At 38.8% G+C, this 16,475-nt stretch carries 15 protein-coding genes; 1 reads left to right on the plus strand and 14 read right to left on the minus strand.

Annotated elements, in window-relative coordinates; genetic code table 11:
- Positions 1–158: 158 nt before the first annotated feature.
- The 5 genes from CXF89_RS15560 to CXF89_RS15580 form a co-directional block, all read right to left on the minus strand.
- Complete coding sequence (locus CXF89_RS15560) at positions 159–2,450, minus strand: xanthine dehydrogenase family protein molybdopterin-binding subunit (RefSeq protein ID WP_121955117.1); 2,292 nt, start codon at positions 2,448–2,450, stop codon at positions 159–161.
- 12 nt (positions 2,451–2,462) lie between these two features.
- Entirely contained in the window at positions 2,463–2,951 is a 489-nt protein-coding gene (locus CXF89_RS15565) for a (2Fe-2S)-binding protein (protein WP_007582016.1), read from the minus strand.
- A 199-nt stretch (positions 2,952–3,150) separates the two neighbouring features.
- A complete protein-coding gene (locus CXF89_RS15570; protein WP_121955118.1) occupies positions 3,151–3,744 on the minus strand; it encodes a nucleotidyltransferase family protein in 594 nt (197 codons plus the stop codon).
- A complete protein-coding gene (locus tag CXF89_RS15575) occupies positions 3,738–4,766 on the minus strand; it encodes an XdhC family protein (protein ID WP_121955119.1) in 1,029 nt (342 codons plus the stop codon). The genes CXF89_RS15570 and CXF89_RS15575 overlap by 7 nt, the downstream gene beginning before the upstream one ends.
- Before the next feature lie 85 nt (positions 4,767–4,851).
- Positions 4,852–5,715: a DUF6279 family lipoprotein gene (locus CXF89_RS15580; RefSeq protein ID WP_121955120.1), complete on the minus strand. Its 864-nt coding sequence runs from the start codon at positions 5,713–5,715 to the stop codon at positions 4,852–4,854.
- 687 nt (positions 5,716–6,402) lie between these two features.
- Here CXF89_RS15580 and CXF89_RS15585 point away from each other — a divergent pair.
- Positions 6,403–7,128: a tetratricopeptide repeat protein gene (locus CXF89_RS15585; protein WP_007582012.1), complete on the plus strand. Its 726-nt coding sequence runs from the start codon at positions 6,403–6,405 to the stop codon at positions 7,126–7,128.
- 148 nt (positions 7,129–7,276) lie between these two features.
- Here CXF89_RS15585 and CXF89_RS15590 read toward each other — a convergent pair whose 3' ends face one another.
- The 9 genes from CXF89_RS15590 to CXF89_RS15630 form a co-directional block, all read right to left on the minus strand.
- Positions 7,277–8,695 carry a coniferyl aldehyde dehydrogenase gene (locus CXF89_RS15590; RefSeq protein WP_121955121.1) on the minus strand — a complete coding sequence of 473 codons (1,419 nt, stop codon included), beginning with the start codon at positions 8,693–8,695 and terminating at the stop codon, positions 7,277–7,279.
- A gap of 178 nt (positions 8,696–8,873) precedes the next feature.
- Positions 8,874–10,349: an SLC13 family permease gene (locus tag CXF89_RS15595; RefSeq protein ID WP_121955122.1), complete on the minus strand. Its 1,476-nt coding sequence runs from the start codon at positions 10,347–10,349 to the stop codon at positions 8,874–8,876.
- Positions 10,350–10,358: 9 nt separating this feature from the next.
- On the minus strand, positions 10,359–11,315 hold the full coding sequence (locus CXF89_RS15600; RefSeq protein ID WP_121955123.1) for a porin: 957 nt from the start codon (positions 11,313–11,315) through the stop codon (positions 10,359–10,361).
- 176 nt (positions 11,316–11,491) lie between these two features.
- Complete coding sequence (locus CXF89_RS15605) at positions 11,492–12,856, minus strand: sigma-54-dependent transcriptional regulator (RefSeq protein ID WP_121955124.1); 1,365 nt, start codon at positions 12,854–12,856, stop codon at positions 11,492–11,494.
- On the minus strand, positions 12,849–14,579 hold the full coding sequence (locus CXF89_RS15610; RefSeq protein WP_121955125.1) for a sensor histidine kinase: 1,731 nt from the start codon (positions 14,577–14,579) through the stop codon (positions 12,849–12,851). Before CXF89_RS15610 ends, CXF89_RS15605 begins: the two co-directional genes overlap by 8 nt.
- A gap of 170 nt (positions 14,580–14,749) precedes the next feature.
- Positions 14,750–15,013: a CBU_0592 family membrane protein gene (locus CXF89_RS15615; RefSeq protein WP_010553937.1), complete on the minus strand. Its 264-nt coding sequence runs from the start codon at positions 15,011–15,013 to the stop codon at positions 14,750–14,752.
- 203 nt (positions 15,014–15,216) lie between these two features.
- Positions 15,217–15,468, minus strand: a complete 252-nt coding sequence (locus CXF89_RS15620) for a hypothetical protein (RefSeq protein WP_010553938.1) — start codon at positions 15,466–15,468, stop codon at positions 15,217–15,219.
- A gap of 143 nt (positions 15,469–15,611) precedes the next feature.
- The gene (locus CXF89_RS15625) at positions 15,612–15,980 is read right to left on the minus strand and encodes a response regulator (protein ID WP_121955126.1); all 369 of its coding nucleotides are present in this window, start codon (positions 15,978–15,980) and stop codon (positions 15,612–15,614) included.
- A gap of 92 nt (positions 15,981–16,072) precedes the next feature.
- On the minus strand, positions 16,073–16,475 hold a 403-nt coding region (locus CXF89_RS15630), incomplete at its 5' end, for a DUF1761 domain-containing protein (protein ID WP_145990828.1).

Genomic DNA, 16,475 nt, shown 5'->3' on the forward strand with positions numbered 1-16,475 from the left:
AATAACAACCTAATACCAATTTGCAATAATACTTAATCATTTAATTAAGCGAATTAGTATAAACAACGCTACTTATTGATACATAAATAATAATTACATAAATATATTTAATAACTTAAAGGAGCAGCATAAAGCATACCCCTTTAGTTATTTTTGTTTTACGCTTCTAAGCCTTTTTTAAGTTCGCTTGGCTTCATTGGTAGGTCACGTAAACGCACGCCTACTGCATTAAATACAGCATTACCAATCGCAGGAGCAACCCCTATAACGCCAGGTTCGCCTAAACCAACTGGAAACTCATCACTTTGTAAAAATTCAATGTCAATATCTGGCACATCTTGCATTCTTAGCGGTAAATAAGTATTAAAGTTAGTCGCTGATACCTGTCCATCTTTATACGTATTTGATTCATGCAATGCAAGGCTGCTGCCCCATAGTAACGACCCTTCAATTTGCGCCAATGCGCCATCTGGGTGAACTATTAAGCCCGCATCTACAACAACATAAAGCTTTTTAAGCGTTATTTTACCACTATCACGGTTAACGTGAACATGCGCTGCGGTTGCAAGCCATGCTGGCATAGTACGTTCTTGCCCTGAGCTTACAGAAAAACCAATGCCCTCATCTTTAGCTAATTTAACAGAAGCTACTTTGTCAGACACCGTTTTAAGCACATTACGTAAGCGCAGTGCTCCACCAACGCTCTCAGGTGCTTTACCCGCTTGCTTGCCTTTACCATCTAACATTTCAATTCTAAATTGAACTGGATCTTTGCCTTGCTTATGGGCAATTTCATCAATAAACGACTCAAGGCTCCAAGCAATCCAACCTGGCCCTACTGAACGTAACCAACCTGGAGTAAAGGTGCTTTGTGCAACTTCGTTATTAATAGCGCGTGCACGATGACTGCTCATGCTATACCAATGATCGGCGCCCGATGCCGAAAATGCATCAAATTTACCTTTACCATCAACACCCGGTGATAAAAACCCAGGTGCCATTGCTTTAGTAGGCCAACCTGCAGCAAATGCATGCTCTAAACCAGTAAAAGTACCGTTTTTATCAAACGACGCCGTCATTTTTGCAGCAGATGCAGAACGAGACTGATCGAATAAACTATCGTCTGCTCGTGTAAATACCAGTTTTACTGGTTTACCTACTGCTTTTGCGGTTAGAGCTGCAGGTACAGTCCAGTCACCAAATAATCGACGACCAAAACCACCACCTAAATAATAAGGACGAATAATTACTTTGTTTTGTTCTATTTCGAGTGCTTTAGCAAGCGCAGGTAACGTAAGTGACTGCCATTGGTTACCAGTATGAATAATCCAATTTCCGTCTTTAAATTCTGCAACCGCATTTAATGGCTCTAGCTGATAATGACTTGCTGTCGCTGTGGTATACATTGATTCTAACGACTCACTGGCGTCTGCTTGGGTTTTCTTTATATCGCCTTGATCAACAAATAAAGTACCCGAGTCGCGTTGCTCGCATAATCGCTTACCTTCTTTTTGAATATCAGCTTCAGATATATTTGCTGACTCACCCTTTTTGTAACTCACCTTTAAAGCATCTACTGCTTTAATGGCACTTGGGTAACTATCAGCTAATACAACAACCCAGCCTTGCACTGTGTTACTAGGGTCATTTAAAATTTCATAGCCTTTGTAACCTTTAATAGCTTTTGCTGCACTATCGTCAACGTTTGTTACTGTGCTGCCATAACGGGTTGGCGGTATTACTGGTCGCGCGTACAGCATGCCTTCAACTTCTACATCTATCCCATATACTGCGGTACCATTTGTTTTGGCTGGTATATCAAGCGCTTTAAAGTCTTGTTTAAGCCCAGTTAAATGACGTTTATTAGCAGGTTTTAGTGGAAGGTTTGCAACTTCATCACTGGTAAATGTACGATTAAACTCGCCTTTTTTAACTATGTCAGCATAACTAACCGATTTTTCGCCTGCAATAATATAGCCCTTTTCAGCACGACATTTGTCTGCAGGCACGCCGAGCATTTTAGCTCCGGCTTCTATTAATGCAATTCGACCCGCAGCGCCGGCTTGAGATAATGGCTTGAAGCTTTGAAATACAGACCACGAACCACCCGTTACCATAAAGCCCCATTTTTCATGGGTATCTACGTAGGTAATTGATACTTTATCCCAATCACATTCAAGCTCATCAGCCACAATGCGCGCAAGAGCAGTACCAATATGTTGACCCATTTCAGCTTTAGCAATACTCACTTCTACGGCGCCGTCGGTGCTCATAGTCCACCAAATAGTGGGTGAAAAAGCTTGTTGCGCAATTGATTCTTTTGCACTGACCGAACCCGAAAATAACGCAGGGGCAAACGCCATGACTAAGCCTGCGCTAGCAGTGCCAATCATAAACGAGCGACGATTTAAATTAACGGTTTCGCTATTTTTTTGAAATAATTTTTTCATTATCGGCTCCAGTTAAGCGTCTTGTGCATTTGGATCAAATATATTTACTACACTTTGTGACTCATCTGCAGCGCGTTGAATAGCAGTTTTAATACGTTTATAAGCCATACAGCGACAATAGTTACCATTCATATGGCTTACTATTTCTTCATCTGAAGGACTTGGATTAGCTGCTAGTAATGTAGCAGCTTGCATTATTTGCCCCGACTGACAGTAACCGCACTGTGGTACTTGCTCTTCAACCCATGCTTTTTGAAGTGGGTGTTCGTTATTAAGCCCTTCAATTGTAGTAATGTTTTTTCCTGCAATTGCGCCAATTGGTAAAACACATGAGCGAGTTGCTTGCCCATCTAAATGCACCGTACACGCACCACACATTGCAATACCGCAACCAAACTTCGTACCTTTTAATCCAATTTCATCACGAATAACCCATAACAATGGTGTATCTTCACTTGCGTGTGATTCAACCACCTTGCCATTAATTGTAAACGTCACCATAGCTTGCCCCTTGATTAAGCTTTATAACCCGTGTTTAAATTATTTAATTTAAACACGGGTTATAACAGTTAAGATTGTTGTAACTACTAACCCATAACACATATAGTTACCGCATCAGCTACATTAACAGCTAAATACCATAACCACTGCACTAAAGCGTTAGCGCAGCTAAAACTTATTTTGCCCTACTAATACTTTTTCACTCATTTTTAGCTATAAAATTACTTAGCTGCTTTTGAGTATCTATGTCTAAACTCGCACTACGTAAACTAATTGTATTGACGACCTCACTGCTGGAGCGCAGTAATTGCTGTGCACCTCTATCTGAAGTTAAGCTTGCAAGCTGAGATAAATCAACCACTGGGAATATAGCGGGTACACCTAAACGCTCGCCATAGTTTGCGCACCAGCGCGATGGATTACGTGTAAAACCAGTAACTAGCTCACTTAAGTGCGCTACTTTTAGCTCAACCTGATCCGCGAGCATAAATAAAATCCCATCAAAGGACTTATTTTTAAACACTGTTTGAGAAGCTATCGCGATTGAATTACCTAAACCTTGGCTCCATTGCTTGTTCTCAATGAGCTCTATGTTTTTATAACCTGCCAGTGCTTGTGATACTTCTTTATGCCATGCCCCGGTAACTACATACACCGGCGTGTCATCAAGTGCTTGAAGTGTATTTACTGCATGCTCAATCATTGTTTTGCCAAACCCGATATCAGCCGTTAATTTACAGCCGTTAAAGCGAGATGATTGACCTGCGGCTAAAACAACTTTTGCAATTAGCACGCCTCTTGCCCCCAATGGCTTAGCGATTGGGCGTTTTTGTCACACAGCACTGCATGTATTTCGCTGATCAGCGATAGTGCAATACTCTCTGGCGAGTCGCCGCCTAAATTTAAACCGACAGGCCCAAAAACAGGAGACTTTATTTGTGAAACACGCGTATTTGCGTGCTCTAAAACTTGTTCACGTCTGTGCTTAGGACCCAATAACCCTATGTATTTAAATGGAACATCTTTAAATTGAGCCAACGTACTGGCGTCAAGTTCAACGCTGTGAGCCATTAAAATAGCAGCATCGACTTTATTGGTTATGCAATATTCTTTTAACTCACTCGGTGTGGAGCGCAAAATAGCATCTGCATTTTTAAAATATTGCCTTTTTGCATTAGCCGCGCGTGTATCCCATACAGTTACACTCCAACCAAGTTGTTTGGCAAATGTATAAACCGGAACTGCATCGGCCCCACCACCCACTATTAATAAATGAGGAGGCGGATAAATAGAAGTTTGCAAGCACGTAGCGCCTTGTAATTCTACCAACTGCGCTTTGCGGTTCATTGATAAACCATGTAACTCATCATTTTGCGTAAATACACCACTGCCGGCTGGCAAAATGGGGCTTACTTGTTGAAGGTATCGCCCTGGTTTATTCTCATTAAGTGCTTTAGATACAAGCTCTAGCTGTAAATAGTCATTAGCTTTGTGAATGGGCTGCAGTAAAATATGTACTATGCCCCCACAACCAATGCCAAGTTGAAATGTTAAATCGTCTTCATCGGTGGCATCATAACTAATGGTTTTACTGGTTAAAGTACTCATTACTTGTTTAGCGTGGCGCTGTATGTCAGCTTCTAAACAGCCTCCCGAAAGCATCCCCAAGCGCTCGCCTAGGCTCGAAATAAGCATCATAGCCCCTAGTTTTCTGTAGCTAGAGCCTTCAATTTTGTACAAAGTAGCTAAAACCCATTCTTGGTTGTCCCTATTGAGATACCAAGTGTTTAAGATACTTTTCAAATCTGTAACCATATATTGCCCTTTAAAAAGCATTTTTTGCGTTTAAAAACAAACCAGCCTAAACAGCTAATTTAAAACTTAATAATTCACGCACAATTTAGTTTTCTATTATATCGTTTAAGGTCTCAATTAACTCATCAAATTGATCATTAACGCTTTGGCGTTGTTTATCATTTAGAGTTAGGTTTAATTCGTAGAGTAAATTTATATATAAATTTAAGTTTGCTTCATTGCTTTTCAATAGTGCGTCGCTCATATAAAGTTCGCGCTCTTCAATAACCGTACTTAACTGATTTATAAGTTCTTTTTTTGTAATTTCAGCATTTGCAAATACCTGTTTGGCTGCATTCAAACGGTTTTGCTTGTACTCTAACCACAGCGCTCCTGAGTCTTGATGTTGTTCATTAGTTGATTTAATCAGCGCTTTTTGTTGTTTATTAAGCTTGCCTATCCACTGCTCGTAGTATTCAAATTGCTCTTCTAAACGCTCACTTTTTCGCTCAAGCGGGGTTTGTTCGTTAAACTCTTCGCGTTCGTCGTTAATTTTTATTTGGATATTGTCTAAAAGCTCACCTCTTTGCTCACTTGATAGGGTTGCCCCAAGTTCAGCTAAAGGCAGTTTTGCGTACCCAAGTAGGTTCTGCCAATGTTGTTTTGCAAGCACAACCTGTGTTTTTAATTGTTTAGCCTCCAATGTTTGGTTAAACAATACTTTTATATTTTGTATGTCTTGTCTGTAGGCGGGTAACTGGGTAGTTCGGTGCCAATTTTGTGTTGTTGTAATTATGTTTTTTAGCTGTGTATTTTGCTTTTTATTTAAATCAACATAATCGTCAACCCAAAACGATGAAAGCCAACTCAAATTATTGTAAGTAAAAGATGCCGAACAACTACATAAAAACAACATACTTACAGCAAGGCATATCTGTTTTAGTTTTTTTGCTTTGAAATTATTAAGCATAACCTTCTCTATTATTTAGATTGTGGCAAAGCTCAAAACTCATTTGATAATAATTATCATTTAAGTGTTGACTTGCATTTAGATCTAACTGATAATCGTTCGCACAAACACAGTGTAACAACCTCAGTGCCTACGGAAGAATATTCAGCAAGGATGCTGACACATTAAAAGAAGAGCGTGCCGCTTCGTGTTATTACTTACTCGACCCAAGTAATAACATCAAATATCACATTTACTTGCTACATTGCTCATATTAGTGACGGTTAATATGACTCAAAAAAGCCCTAACGGGCTTTTTTTATTTCTTTAAATTTTCTATAAAATCTGTATCTTACACTTCTTAAACTCGTTTACTTACCTTAAAAGTCCACCGCGCTATTATTTACATTTTATACGCACGATCTGATAAGGTATCGCCTTGCGTTTGCGCTAAAGCTGGCGTAAAACATAACAGTAGACACCCTTTTTTGCATCTATTTATAATAATCGATTTAGTCTCTACTTAAATGCATTGAGTATTAAACGTTTAAAATGCGCAAATAGTGCAAAAATTTAATAATTTAGCATTTAACTAAAGTCTGTTTACCTTTCGGGATTAAAACTTGTTCTATTTAGGCCCTATTTAATCGCGGCAAGATATACTGGCCCTAAAACCTATCGTAACTATTACTAATTGGAGACATTAATATGTCACAGTTTAATTTGAAAGCACTCGTTCTTGCTGGCGTTTTACTTGCCAGCCCTTTCGCTCATGCAACATTAGAAGATGGCATAAGAGCAGCTAACGAAGGTGAATTTGCAGTCGCCCTAAAAGAATTTCAATACCTTGCCGATAAAGGTTTTGCGCCAGGAATTTACGAACTAGCTAAATTATACGAAGGTGGATACGGTGTAACACGCGATTACCGCAAAGCAGCTGCGCTTTATCAACAAGGCGTTAAAAAGAACCATCCGGATTCAATGTTTGCGTTAGCTGTTTTATACGACGAAGGTAAAGGCGTAAAGCTTGATCACCAAATGGCTGTTACCTTATTTGAAAAAGCAGCCAATAAAAACCTGCCTGCGGCTCAGTTTAATTTAGGTGTAATGTATTCCAATGGCGTGGGCGTTACGCGAGATTATGAAGCGGCACGCAACTGGTACGAAAAAGCAGCTGCAAACAATTACTCTTTAGCACAATTCAATTTAGCCCTCATGTATTTTGAAGGGCTAGGTATGCCAAAAGATTTAGAAAAGTCGTACATTTGGAATACTATCGCTGAGTACAACGGCAATATGCAAGCGAGTCATAGCCGCAAACTTGATGAACGTAAAATGCTGCCTAAAGAAATTGAAGAAGCTAAAGAAAAAGCCGATGCCATTTATGCAAAAATACAAGTGGGTACCTATGCTGGCGAAGGTCGCTTATTTTAAAGTTTAAGACTATTAAGAGTTTAAGACCTTAACCTTAGTTTGAAACTAATCTAAAAAAGGCTGAATTACATAACGTAATTCAGCCTTTTTAATATATCTTGATTTAGCAGATTCAAAATCTATTCAACTTTACAAAATCAACACACTCTTATTTTATGTAAAGCCACTTTAGTAGCTTAATAAGAAGTTTGCTTTGTTTTAGCAGCATAACAATACGAGGATTAAACGAGCCCGATACTAACGTATTTTTAGCATGGCTAAACGTTAAAAACCCTTCTATGCCATGATAATGCCCCATTCCTGAATGCCCTACACCACCAAAAGGGGCATCGTCAGCAGTTACTTGCACTAACGTATCGTTTATTGCCACAGTGCCACTGATTGTTTGCTTCATAATGTATTCTTGAGCGTGCTTATCTTGCCCTAAAATATAAAGCGCTAACGGGTGGTGATGGGCTTTAATATAGTCAATTGCGCTGTCGAGCGTGTCATAACTCATTATTGGTAGTATTGGGCCAAATAGCTCATCTTGCATTAGCTGCATTTCGTCAGTTACTTGAGTCACTAAATGCAGCCCCATACGATGTTTTTGCTCATCTTGCTGGTTTTGCTCAAGTGGCTTAATAATGTTTGCGCCAAGCTCTTGTGCTTGCTCTAAGTAGGTTGCTAAACGTTTATAGTGTGCATCGCTAATAATAGAGGTTAAGTTTTTACCTTCAACACCGTCTTTAAAGTGCTTTTTATAAAGCTCGCATAATTGCTGAACCAGCTGATGCTCAAGCGCTTTGGGTACAAATACATAGTCGGGAGCAACACATATTTGCCCTGCATTGGCCATTTTGCCAAACAGTAAGGCTTGCGCTGCTTTTTTAATATCGGCATTTTGCGTAATAATAACTGGCGATTTACCACCGAGTTCGAGCGTTACCGGCGTTAAATTACGGCTCGCTGACGCCATTACTAATTTACCTACGGCCGTTGAGCCCGTAAATAATAAATGAGCAAATGGGAGCGATGAAAACTGCGCAGCTACGTCGCTACCGCCTTGTATTACTTTGCAATGCGTTTGCATGTCGTCTTTAAATATTTTTTCGATAACGGCGTTTGTGTGAGGTGTAAACTCGCTTAATTTGAGCATAACTCTATTACCAGCAGCTATGGCGGTAAGCACAGGTACTAACGCTAACTGAATAGGGTAATTCCACGGTGCAATAATACCAACCACACCTTTAGGTTGGTAATTAACACTTACTTTTGAAGGCCACAAGCTTAAACCCACAGAGCGATTACTTGGCTTTGCCCATTTTGGTAGCTTTTTGATAATGTGCGCGAGTGTTTGAACCGTAGGTAATATATCGCCAAGTAGAGTATCGAAAGCGGTTCTGTAACCAAAGTCTTTTGAAGCAGCATCCACTAGCTCTTGCTCAAGTTCAACAATACGTACACGGAGTTTTTTTAATAAAACGAGACGTTTATCAATTGGCAAGTAAGGTGTTTCGAGAAAGCTTTTTTGCAATTCATCAAATTGAGGAATTAAAGGCATTGCCTGTGATGTGTCGGTGCTCAAAATAGATTACTCAATTTTTAAAGTTACCGCAGACTATAACCTTGTTCTGTTTTTCGAGCAATAACACTAATTATCTAAAAAAGAGCTTCTTGAGCAATATAAATAAGTATAAAGAGTAGCTTTGTTTAAAACTGTAAATATAAACAAAGCTACTGGTTGGAACTAATTTAGTACAGCTTTAAAAGCCAAATACTTGCGCTGCGATAGTCATTGTCACTAGCGTAATTAATACAATGGCGACAATATTTAGCACAAAGCCGGCTCTTATCATGTCGCGCATTTGAATTTGCCCTGAGCCAAACACAATAGCGTTTGGTGGTGTTGCTACAGGCATCATAAATGCGCAACTACACGCAATAGCAGCAGGAATAACCCATACAAGGGGTGAACCTGTTATCGATTCAGCAACAGGACCTAATAACGGTAAGAAACCTGCAGCGGTTGCTGTATTGCTTGTAATTTCAGTTAAAAATGTAATTAAAGCAACCACAACAAGTACGCTCATAACAAGAGGAATCGCACTTGCGCCTTCAATCATGTGAGCAATAAACTCGGCAAGACCTGACGATTTAATTTGAGATGCAAGCGTAAGTCCGCCCCCAAACAATAGCAATACGCCCCAAGGCACTTGTGAGGCGTTTTGCCAATCAAGAATACGCTCATCACTGCCTTTATTAGCAGGCATTACAAACAGCAGTAATGCAGCAGCAATTGCAATTGTAGTATCTGAAATTTTAAGACCTGTAATATCGCCTAATAAAGGTCTAAATATCCAACAAAGTGCAGCAAGTACAAATACAAACAACACGCCTTTTTCTGCACGTTGCATTATTCCAAGATTTTTTAGCTGAGTTGTAAACACCGCTTTTGTATCAATTTTCTGATCGTTTTTAACATTAGCATCTACTTTATACGCAAACTTAGTAAGCCAAACCCAGCTAATAACTAGCATGCTTAAAGACAGAGGTACACCTACAATCATCCATTGCGCAAAGCCAATTTCTATTTGATAACTGTCTGATAAGTAAGCAGCCATTAAGGCATTAGGCGGAGTGCCAATTAAAGTAGCAATACCACCAATACTTGCACCATAAGCGATTGATAACAGTAAAGCCTTACCAAAACCTTCATTTTCAGGGTCTGATTGTTTAACTAAACTGGTAATCGAAAGTGCAATAGGCAGCATCATTACGGCTGTGGCCGTATTAGACATCCACATCGACAAAAATGCGGTAACCAACATCATAGCTAAAATTTGTAAGCTTGGTTTTTTACCTGCGTATAGCATAGTGCTAAGCGCAATACGTTTATGTAAACCCCAGCGCTCCATAGCAATGGAAATTAAAAAACCACCTAAAAATAAAAAGATTAGCGGGTGTGCATACGGTGCCGCCACACTTTTTATTGCTGCTACATCAGCTAGTGGTGATATTACCAGTGGTAGCAATGCAGTTGCCGGAATTGGTACAACTTCGCTCACCCACCACGATGCCATCCAAAATGCTAAGCCTGCAGTTTTAAATGCCGCAACCGACATACCTGTTGGCGGATCGAATAAACAGGTTAATAGCATTACTAAAGGCCCTAGTATTAAAAAAAGCCATTGAAAATGTTTTTTCTTATCGGGTTCTTGCGTCAGTATGTTGTCTGTCATGATAAGCCTCTAAAACTTATATTTAAGACCAAGCGCAACACTGTTGTCGTCTTGTTCTTCTAGATTAAGATCGGTGTATAAAAGGTAAGCTGTTGTCTGCTTATCAAATACATAGTCAAGGCCTGTGCTCCATTGCGTTGCCTCAGAAACTTGACGAAGTGTAGAGTCATCTTTAGCAAATTGAATCTTTGGTACCCACTTGTCAAGCGTGTAACTTGCACTCAATACATAACCATTACCAGATTTAGTGCCATCCACTGATTCAGAATGCTGGTATAAGCCACCTAACTGTAATTGCTTAAACCTATAAACGCCTGCAAGTCTACTTGCTGTAATATTATTAAGTGAATCAACATGACTTAGTGACACATAATACGGGGTGTTATTTAAATTACGATCGCCATAAATAAGCGTAGCAGCAAAACCGGCTTCATTATCTTTATTATCGTCTTTAGGCGCGTAAGTAAACGAAAACTGTGTATTATGCCAATAGCTTGAAGTGTAGGTTATGGTGTCTCCGAGGCGATCTTGCCCTGCAATAACTTGTGCCATGTCGGCTTGAGTTTCATTAAAGTTATCAACTTTTCCTTCAGAGTATTTAAAGCGTGTATCGTTTCTTCCTACTACAACTTCACCAAACGCACCTTTTAAACCCAAGTAAGTATTACGTGCAGTAAAAGGCTCATCAGTGTCGTCTTCCTCAAACCCTTTAACTTGTACTTCGTATTTAAAAACAACGCTTAGGTATTCGTTAAGTTTGTGGTCGCCTTTAATACCAATACGCGAGAACGGCGCGTCTATTTGCGTACCCTCATCTGCGTATCGCATAGTGCCTGTATCAGTATTTGCAATTTGTACTTCAGCTTTACCATAAACGGTATAATCAACCGCTAAAACAGTATGCGAAAATGTAGCTAAGCAACTCAGTGAAGCTAGATAAATAGTAGTGTGTTTGAACCTTATCATTGTGTGTCCTAATTATTAGAATCTACTTATTGTCGACTCTAACTAAGCAAACACATTGCCAATGATGTAAATGGTATATATTTCATAATCTTGACACTAGCTGTGGTTTTTATCTATACAAGATTGTGCGGATTACCGCACATTAAAAACCAGGCTATGTCACTTTATCCACACATTTAATCGATGAACATATCGCGGTTGAGCCCATATTTACTCATTTTATCGTAAAGCGTTTTTCGGGCAATTTGTAATGCTTCCATGGTATTTTTAATACTTCCATGGTTTATCTCAAGTGCATGTTCAATTAGTGATTGTTCGTAAAATGATACTTTCTCTGACAAACTTAAATCGGGCGAAAGCTCACCCTGACCTTGTGTTTTTGTGACCGAAAACGCCAGTTCAACGCCTAATAGCACAGCACGCTCAGCTTGGTTTCTAAGTTCTCTCACATTCCCGGGCCAGTCGTAAGCTAATAAACGCTGTTGTAATTCACTGTTTAAGGGCGCTGGTGCTTTGTGATAGCGAGTAGCTGCAATTGAGCTAAAATGCTTAAACAATAAAAGTATATCTGCTTTTCGCTCTCGTAGAGGCGGTATATTTACTTTAACTAAGCTGAGTCTGTAGTATAAATCTGCTCTAAATTCACCTTTTTCAACTAAAGAAAGTAAGTCTACTTTAGTCGCTGCAACAATTCTGATGTCTAAATCAATTGCTTTGTTATCGCCTACAGGTGTTACTTTTCGCTCTTCTAATACGCGTAGTAACTTAACCTGCAGCGACATTGGGGTACTTTCTATTTCATCTAAAAATACCGTACCGCCCTGAGCAAATTCAAACTTACCCTTTCGACTTTGCGTAGCACCGGTGTATGCCCCACTTGCTGCACCAAACAATTCGCTTTCTATTAATTGCTCTGGTACTGCGCCACAGTTAATAGCAACAAAATTACAGCTAGATCGATTACTTTGATCGTGTAGATAACGCGCTACCAGCTCTTTACCTGTGCCCGTTTCACCTTCAATCATCACATCGGTTGGGGTATCTATAATTGTATTTAACAAGTGCATCATGTGTTGCATTTTAGGTGTATCACCTAGTATGCGTACACCTGGGGCTGAGGTTTTCTGTACAGCCACTTTTAATGCGCGGTTCTCCATAACAAGGCTTCGTTTGTCGCACGCTCGTGCTATGCAATCAAGAAGATGTTCGTTAACCGGTTTTTCAAATAAATCATACGCACCTAATTGCATCGCTTTAACTGCAATCGATACATCAGCGTAACCAGTTAAAAATATTACAGGGAGCTCACTATCAAAAGCCGTTATTTGCTCTAAAAGCGTTAAGCCATCCATGTTCGGCATATTTATATCGCTCAGCACAACTCCTGCAAAGCGCCTATTGAGTTTGCTAAGAGCGGTACTTGCGTCATTAAAGCACTCAACGGTGTACCCTTCGAGAGTGAGCAGTTGCTTTAAAGAGTCTCTGATCATTGCTTCATCATCAATGACTATTATGTGATTACAAGGTAGGCTGTCAATCATCTGTATTTTCCTGCCTGTTAGAAAGGCTAATTATAAATTCAGCCCCTCCCTCTAGTCGGTTGTGTGCGCTCAAACATCCATTAAACGAATCAATTATTTGTTTTGATATGGATAAACCAAGGCCTAGACCATTACTTGATTTAGTGCTGTAAAAAGGTTCAAATAAATGACTAAATGCATGTTGCTCAATACCAGAGCCTGTATCTAAAATCGACAGTTTTACACGCTCTTCAAAACACTCCAACTGAAAACTTAAGTTACGAATAATTGCGCCGTTCATAGCTTGGCTAGCATTCGTAATTAAATTAACAAGTACTTGTTCAAACTTGAGCGAATCGACCCATACAACGACTGTTTCATCAAATTGAGGTGGCTCTACTTGTACGTTATCTTGCTTTAGTTGCGCGCTAGAAATCATTAAGGCGTTATTAACAAGCCCTGCAAGCGGGTAAGGTCTGAGCTGCATTTTTGAAGGTTTACTGAAATGCTTTAGTTGACCTACAATTTGATGCACTCGATCAACTAATCCCTCAATCACCACTAAGCTTTCAGCTAATGCTGAAGTATTTCCTTTCGCTAATAAACGCTTTGCCGAAGCTAAATAAGTATTAATAGCACTGAGCGGCTGGTTTATTTCGTGGTTAATTCCTGCACTTAACTGTCCTATTGTCGCAAGCTTTGCAGATTGCACTAAGGCTGTTTGTACTTTTTCCAAAGCTTGAGTGCGCTCAAGTACTTCAAGTTCAAGGCTATGTCTGGAGTACACCAGCTTTTTATAGCCCGCAAACCGAGTTAATAAAATATAACTAATAATAATTATCAAGCTACAGATAATAAATACCCAAAATAAGCGAGGCAGTTGGGCAGAATTAACTTTTGTTATATCAACGAGTACGTTCATTGTGGCATTAAAATATCGTAAAGGTCTTTGCGATATTACGTAAAGTTTTTTATCTATTTTAAAATGTTTAATACCTTCATTAGAAAATTGAAACTGCTTTATATACAAAGGTTGATGATCTAAATAAGCCCGACGAGATTTAATATCTCTGCGCATAGTTATATCAAGATCAGTGAAGCTGTTTAATCGCCACGTTTGCATATCTGACATTGCAATTACCTCATCTGCAAGCTGTAAAAAAAAGTGACTACCCTTTGAAGTATTTAGAAGCTCTCTGTCATCCTCAAATTTACTTACATTCACTTTTAACACAACAACACCAATGGCTTTATTGTCGCGATATACTGCTTGTGAAAAGTAAATACCACGCTCTTTAGAGCGCATGCCTAATGCAAAGTACGCTACTTTTTCGCCTGCAAATGCACGTTTGAAATAAGGTCTAAACGCAAAGTTGCTACCTAAAAAAGTATAATCTGCTTGCCAATTACTACTGGCAATAACTTCGCCTTGAGTATTTAGAACAAAAATATCTGAGGCACCGCTGGCTTGTTGAATATCAGCAAGGTAGTTATTAATAGCGTTATAGTGCTGTGGCTGCGCATCTACAAAGTCTATCATTAACGAGTTATAGGTAAGTAACTGGGGAATAGCAGAAAAACGAGCAAGCTCAGTATCAATATAGTTATTTAATTGCGTAACTTGGCGCTCAGCCTGGTAGGTTGCTTGCTCAACATCATGAGAACGACCAAGCCAAAACGTAACAACTAATATAAGTACGAGTAACACACAAACAGTAATGATTTTTTTAGAAAAAGAAAACATGAAGAACTCGCAAAAAATAGCCAAGAAAATTTTAGGGCGCTAGTGTAACGGCTAATCTCTAGCAGAGATATAAACTTTTTGTTAACAACAGTTTTAAAGTGTTTAAAAACAAAAATCGCCGTAAACAACTATGTTTACAGCGATCTGTTTAGCATTAAATTAAAAAACAATTAATTTGTAGCTAATGTTGATCTATTTTTAACATATTTATATAAGCCAATTAACGACGCTGCAATCCAAAATATTTCGATTACAAAGCTCGCTAAATTAAAGTTATAACAAAGGCTAATTAACAGTAAAATTGCCCCTGTTAAATTCATCATATTATACGTTAAGCTAGCTGGAGATGTTTTACCTAGCTGCAGTAAAAAAAATGAACCAACTACTAAAAAAGTACCTGTCATGCCTATGATGTCAAATAAGAGTGCTATCACGAAACTATCCTTTATCCATTTTTAAATAACCCAATAAACTGGCCCGATCCATGGGGAGGGTATTTTTTCATTCATTGAAACAGCAAACCGGGCGATTCTATCAATATGGTAAATTCTAACAAGGCCATATGTCCGCATGCACAAGGCTTTATACTTATTCGCTTAATTAAGTATTATTGCGGTTTAGTATTACTTCATATACCTTATTTAAAGGTTACTTTGCCGCCAATTATTTTATAGGCCGGCGCACCGCGAATAATCGCTTCTCGGGCAAATGGCCGGCTACAGTTAGGGCAAATACAAGCCTCTGTTGTAAAGTCTTGGCTAATACGCTCTTTAAAGCACTTAATTAATGCTCCTTTTCCCCCTTTTCGATATTTAAATAAGGAAGCTTTACAGGCTGAGCAAAAAATATCGACCGTTTTAGTTGGGCCTTTTTTATTAGGTTTCGCCATTAAGTTCTGCTGTATTATATGAAGAGTTATTGACTATGATATCAGTTTAGATAGGTAAAGGTGACAACTGGGTTTTAGAATTTTTGTGCGGTATGTTCGTTCAAGCTAGCTCATAATAAATTATTGGTTATAAGGAATATAACCTAATCTCTAAAAAAAAAGCGGTTTAATTGAGATGATAATACATTCATATTAAAAGGTTTAATTATAAACCCCGATACTTTAGCTGCAATAACTTGCTTAACTTTATCTCTACTGTCTTCACAAGTAACCATTAAAACGGGAATATCAGCGAGTTCTTTATCTTTTCGAATGTTAGTAAGTAAACTAACTCCATCCATTTTTGGCATATGAAGGTCAGTAATAACCAAATCGAAATGCTGGTTGCGCAGAAATACCAAAGCTTGCAATCCATCAGTTGCTTCAACGATATTGCTATACTCTAGTTTTCTAAGCATATTAATTAATACGTGTCGCATGAGTGGCATATCATCAACAACTAATATTTTCATTAGTTTCTTTACCAAATTGTATAAATGGGATTATATAAAACTACTCTACTCGTAGATAAGGATCAAATTTGGATTTGCTGATTATTTAAATCTTACGGCCATATCCCTAAAATGAGCCCCATTAACGAAAATTGTAAAATATGGTACCCCCCGTTAATTAAAAAAAGCTTTAGAGGGCGTTGCTCAAATATATAACTCAATCCAAATGAACTACTGATCCAAAAAAAGCCGATCACAAAGCCGGTTCCTATACTTTCACCTACGCTTGCATCCTTACCTAAAAAAAGAGATAGCATTAAAGCCGCTATAAAAACTAAAAAAAAACTGCCACCAAATATCAACTTAGGGTTAGCCGATTGTAAATCCAGATCAGTTAAGCCAATACTTTCTAGCCATGCATTTTTAAAGAGAGCTTTTGAATACCATATACCACCAAGCATAAAAGAAGACAGTGCAGCCACTAGTATCGCAAAATAATCTACATCTAAAAGGTTC

The organism is Pseudoalteromonas sp. MelDa3 (genome assembly GCF_002863625.1).
Taxonomy (GTDB): domain Bacteria; phylum Pseudomonadota; class Gammaproteobacteria; order Enterobacterales; family Alteromonadaceae; genus Pseudoalteromonas; species Pseudoalteromonas arctica.

Coding starts and splice junctions, on each gene's coding strand:
- CXF89_RS15580 (WP_121955120.1), bottom strand. CDS start 5,715: ATGCTTAATAATTTCAAAGCAAAAAAACTAAAACAGATATGCCTTGCT.
- CXF89_RS15600 (WP_121955123.1), bottom strand. CDS start 11,315: ATGATAAGGTTCAAACACACTACTATTTATCTAGCTTCACTGAGTTGC.
- CXF89_RS15585 (WP_007582012.1), top strand. CDS start 6,403: ATGTCACAGTTTAATTTGAAAGCACTCGTTCTTGCTGGCGTTTTACTT.
- CXF89_RS15620 (WP_010553938.1), bottom strand. CDS start 15,468: ATGGCGAAACCTAATAAAAAAGGCCCAACTAAAACGGTCGATATTTTT.
- CXF89_RS15610 (WP_121955125.1), bottom strand. CDS start 14,579: ATGTTTTCTTTTTCTAAAAAAATCATTACTGTTTGTGTGTTACTCGTA.
- CXF89_RS15605 (WP_121955124.1), bottom strand. CDS start 12,856: ATGATTGACAGCCTACCTTGTAATCACATAATAGTCATTGATGATGAA.
- CXF89_RS15560 (WP_121955117.1), bottom strand. CDS start 2,450: ATGAAAAAATTATTTCAAAAAAATAGCGAAACCGTTAATTTAAATCGT.
- CXF89_RS15575 (WP_121955119.1), bottom strand. CDS start 4,766: ATGGTTACAGATTTGAAAAGTATCTTAAACACTTGGTATCTCAATAGG.
- CXF89_RS15565 (WP_007582016.1), bottom strand. CDS start 2,951: ATGGTGACGTTTACAATTAATGGCAAGGTGGTTGAATCACACGCAAGT.
- CXF89_RS15625 (WP_121955126.1), bottom strand. CDS start 15,980: ATGAAAATATTAGTTGTTGATGATATGCCACTCATGCGACACGTATTA.
- CXF89_RS15595 (WP_121955122.1), bottom strand. CDS start 10,349: ATGACAGACAACATACTGACGCAAGAACCCGATAAGAAAAAACATTTT.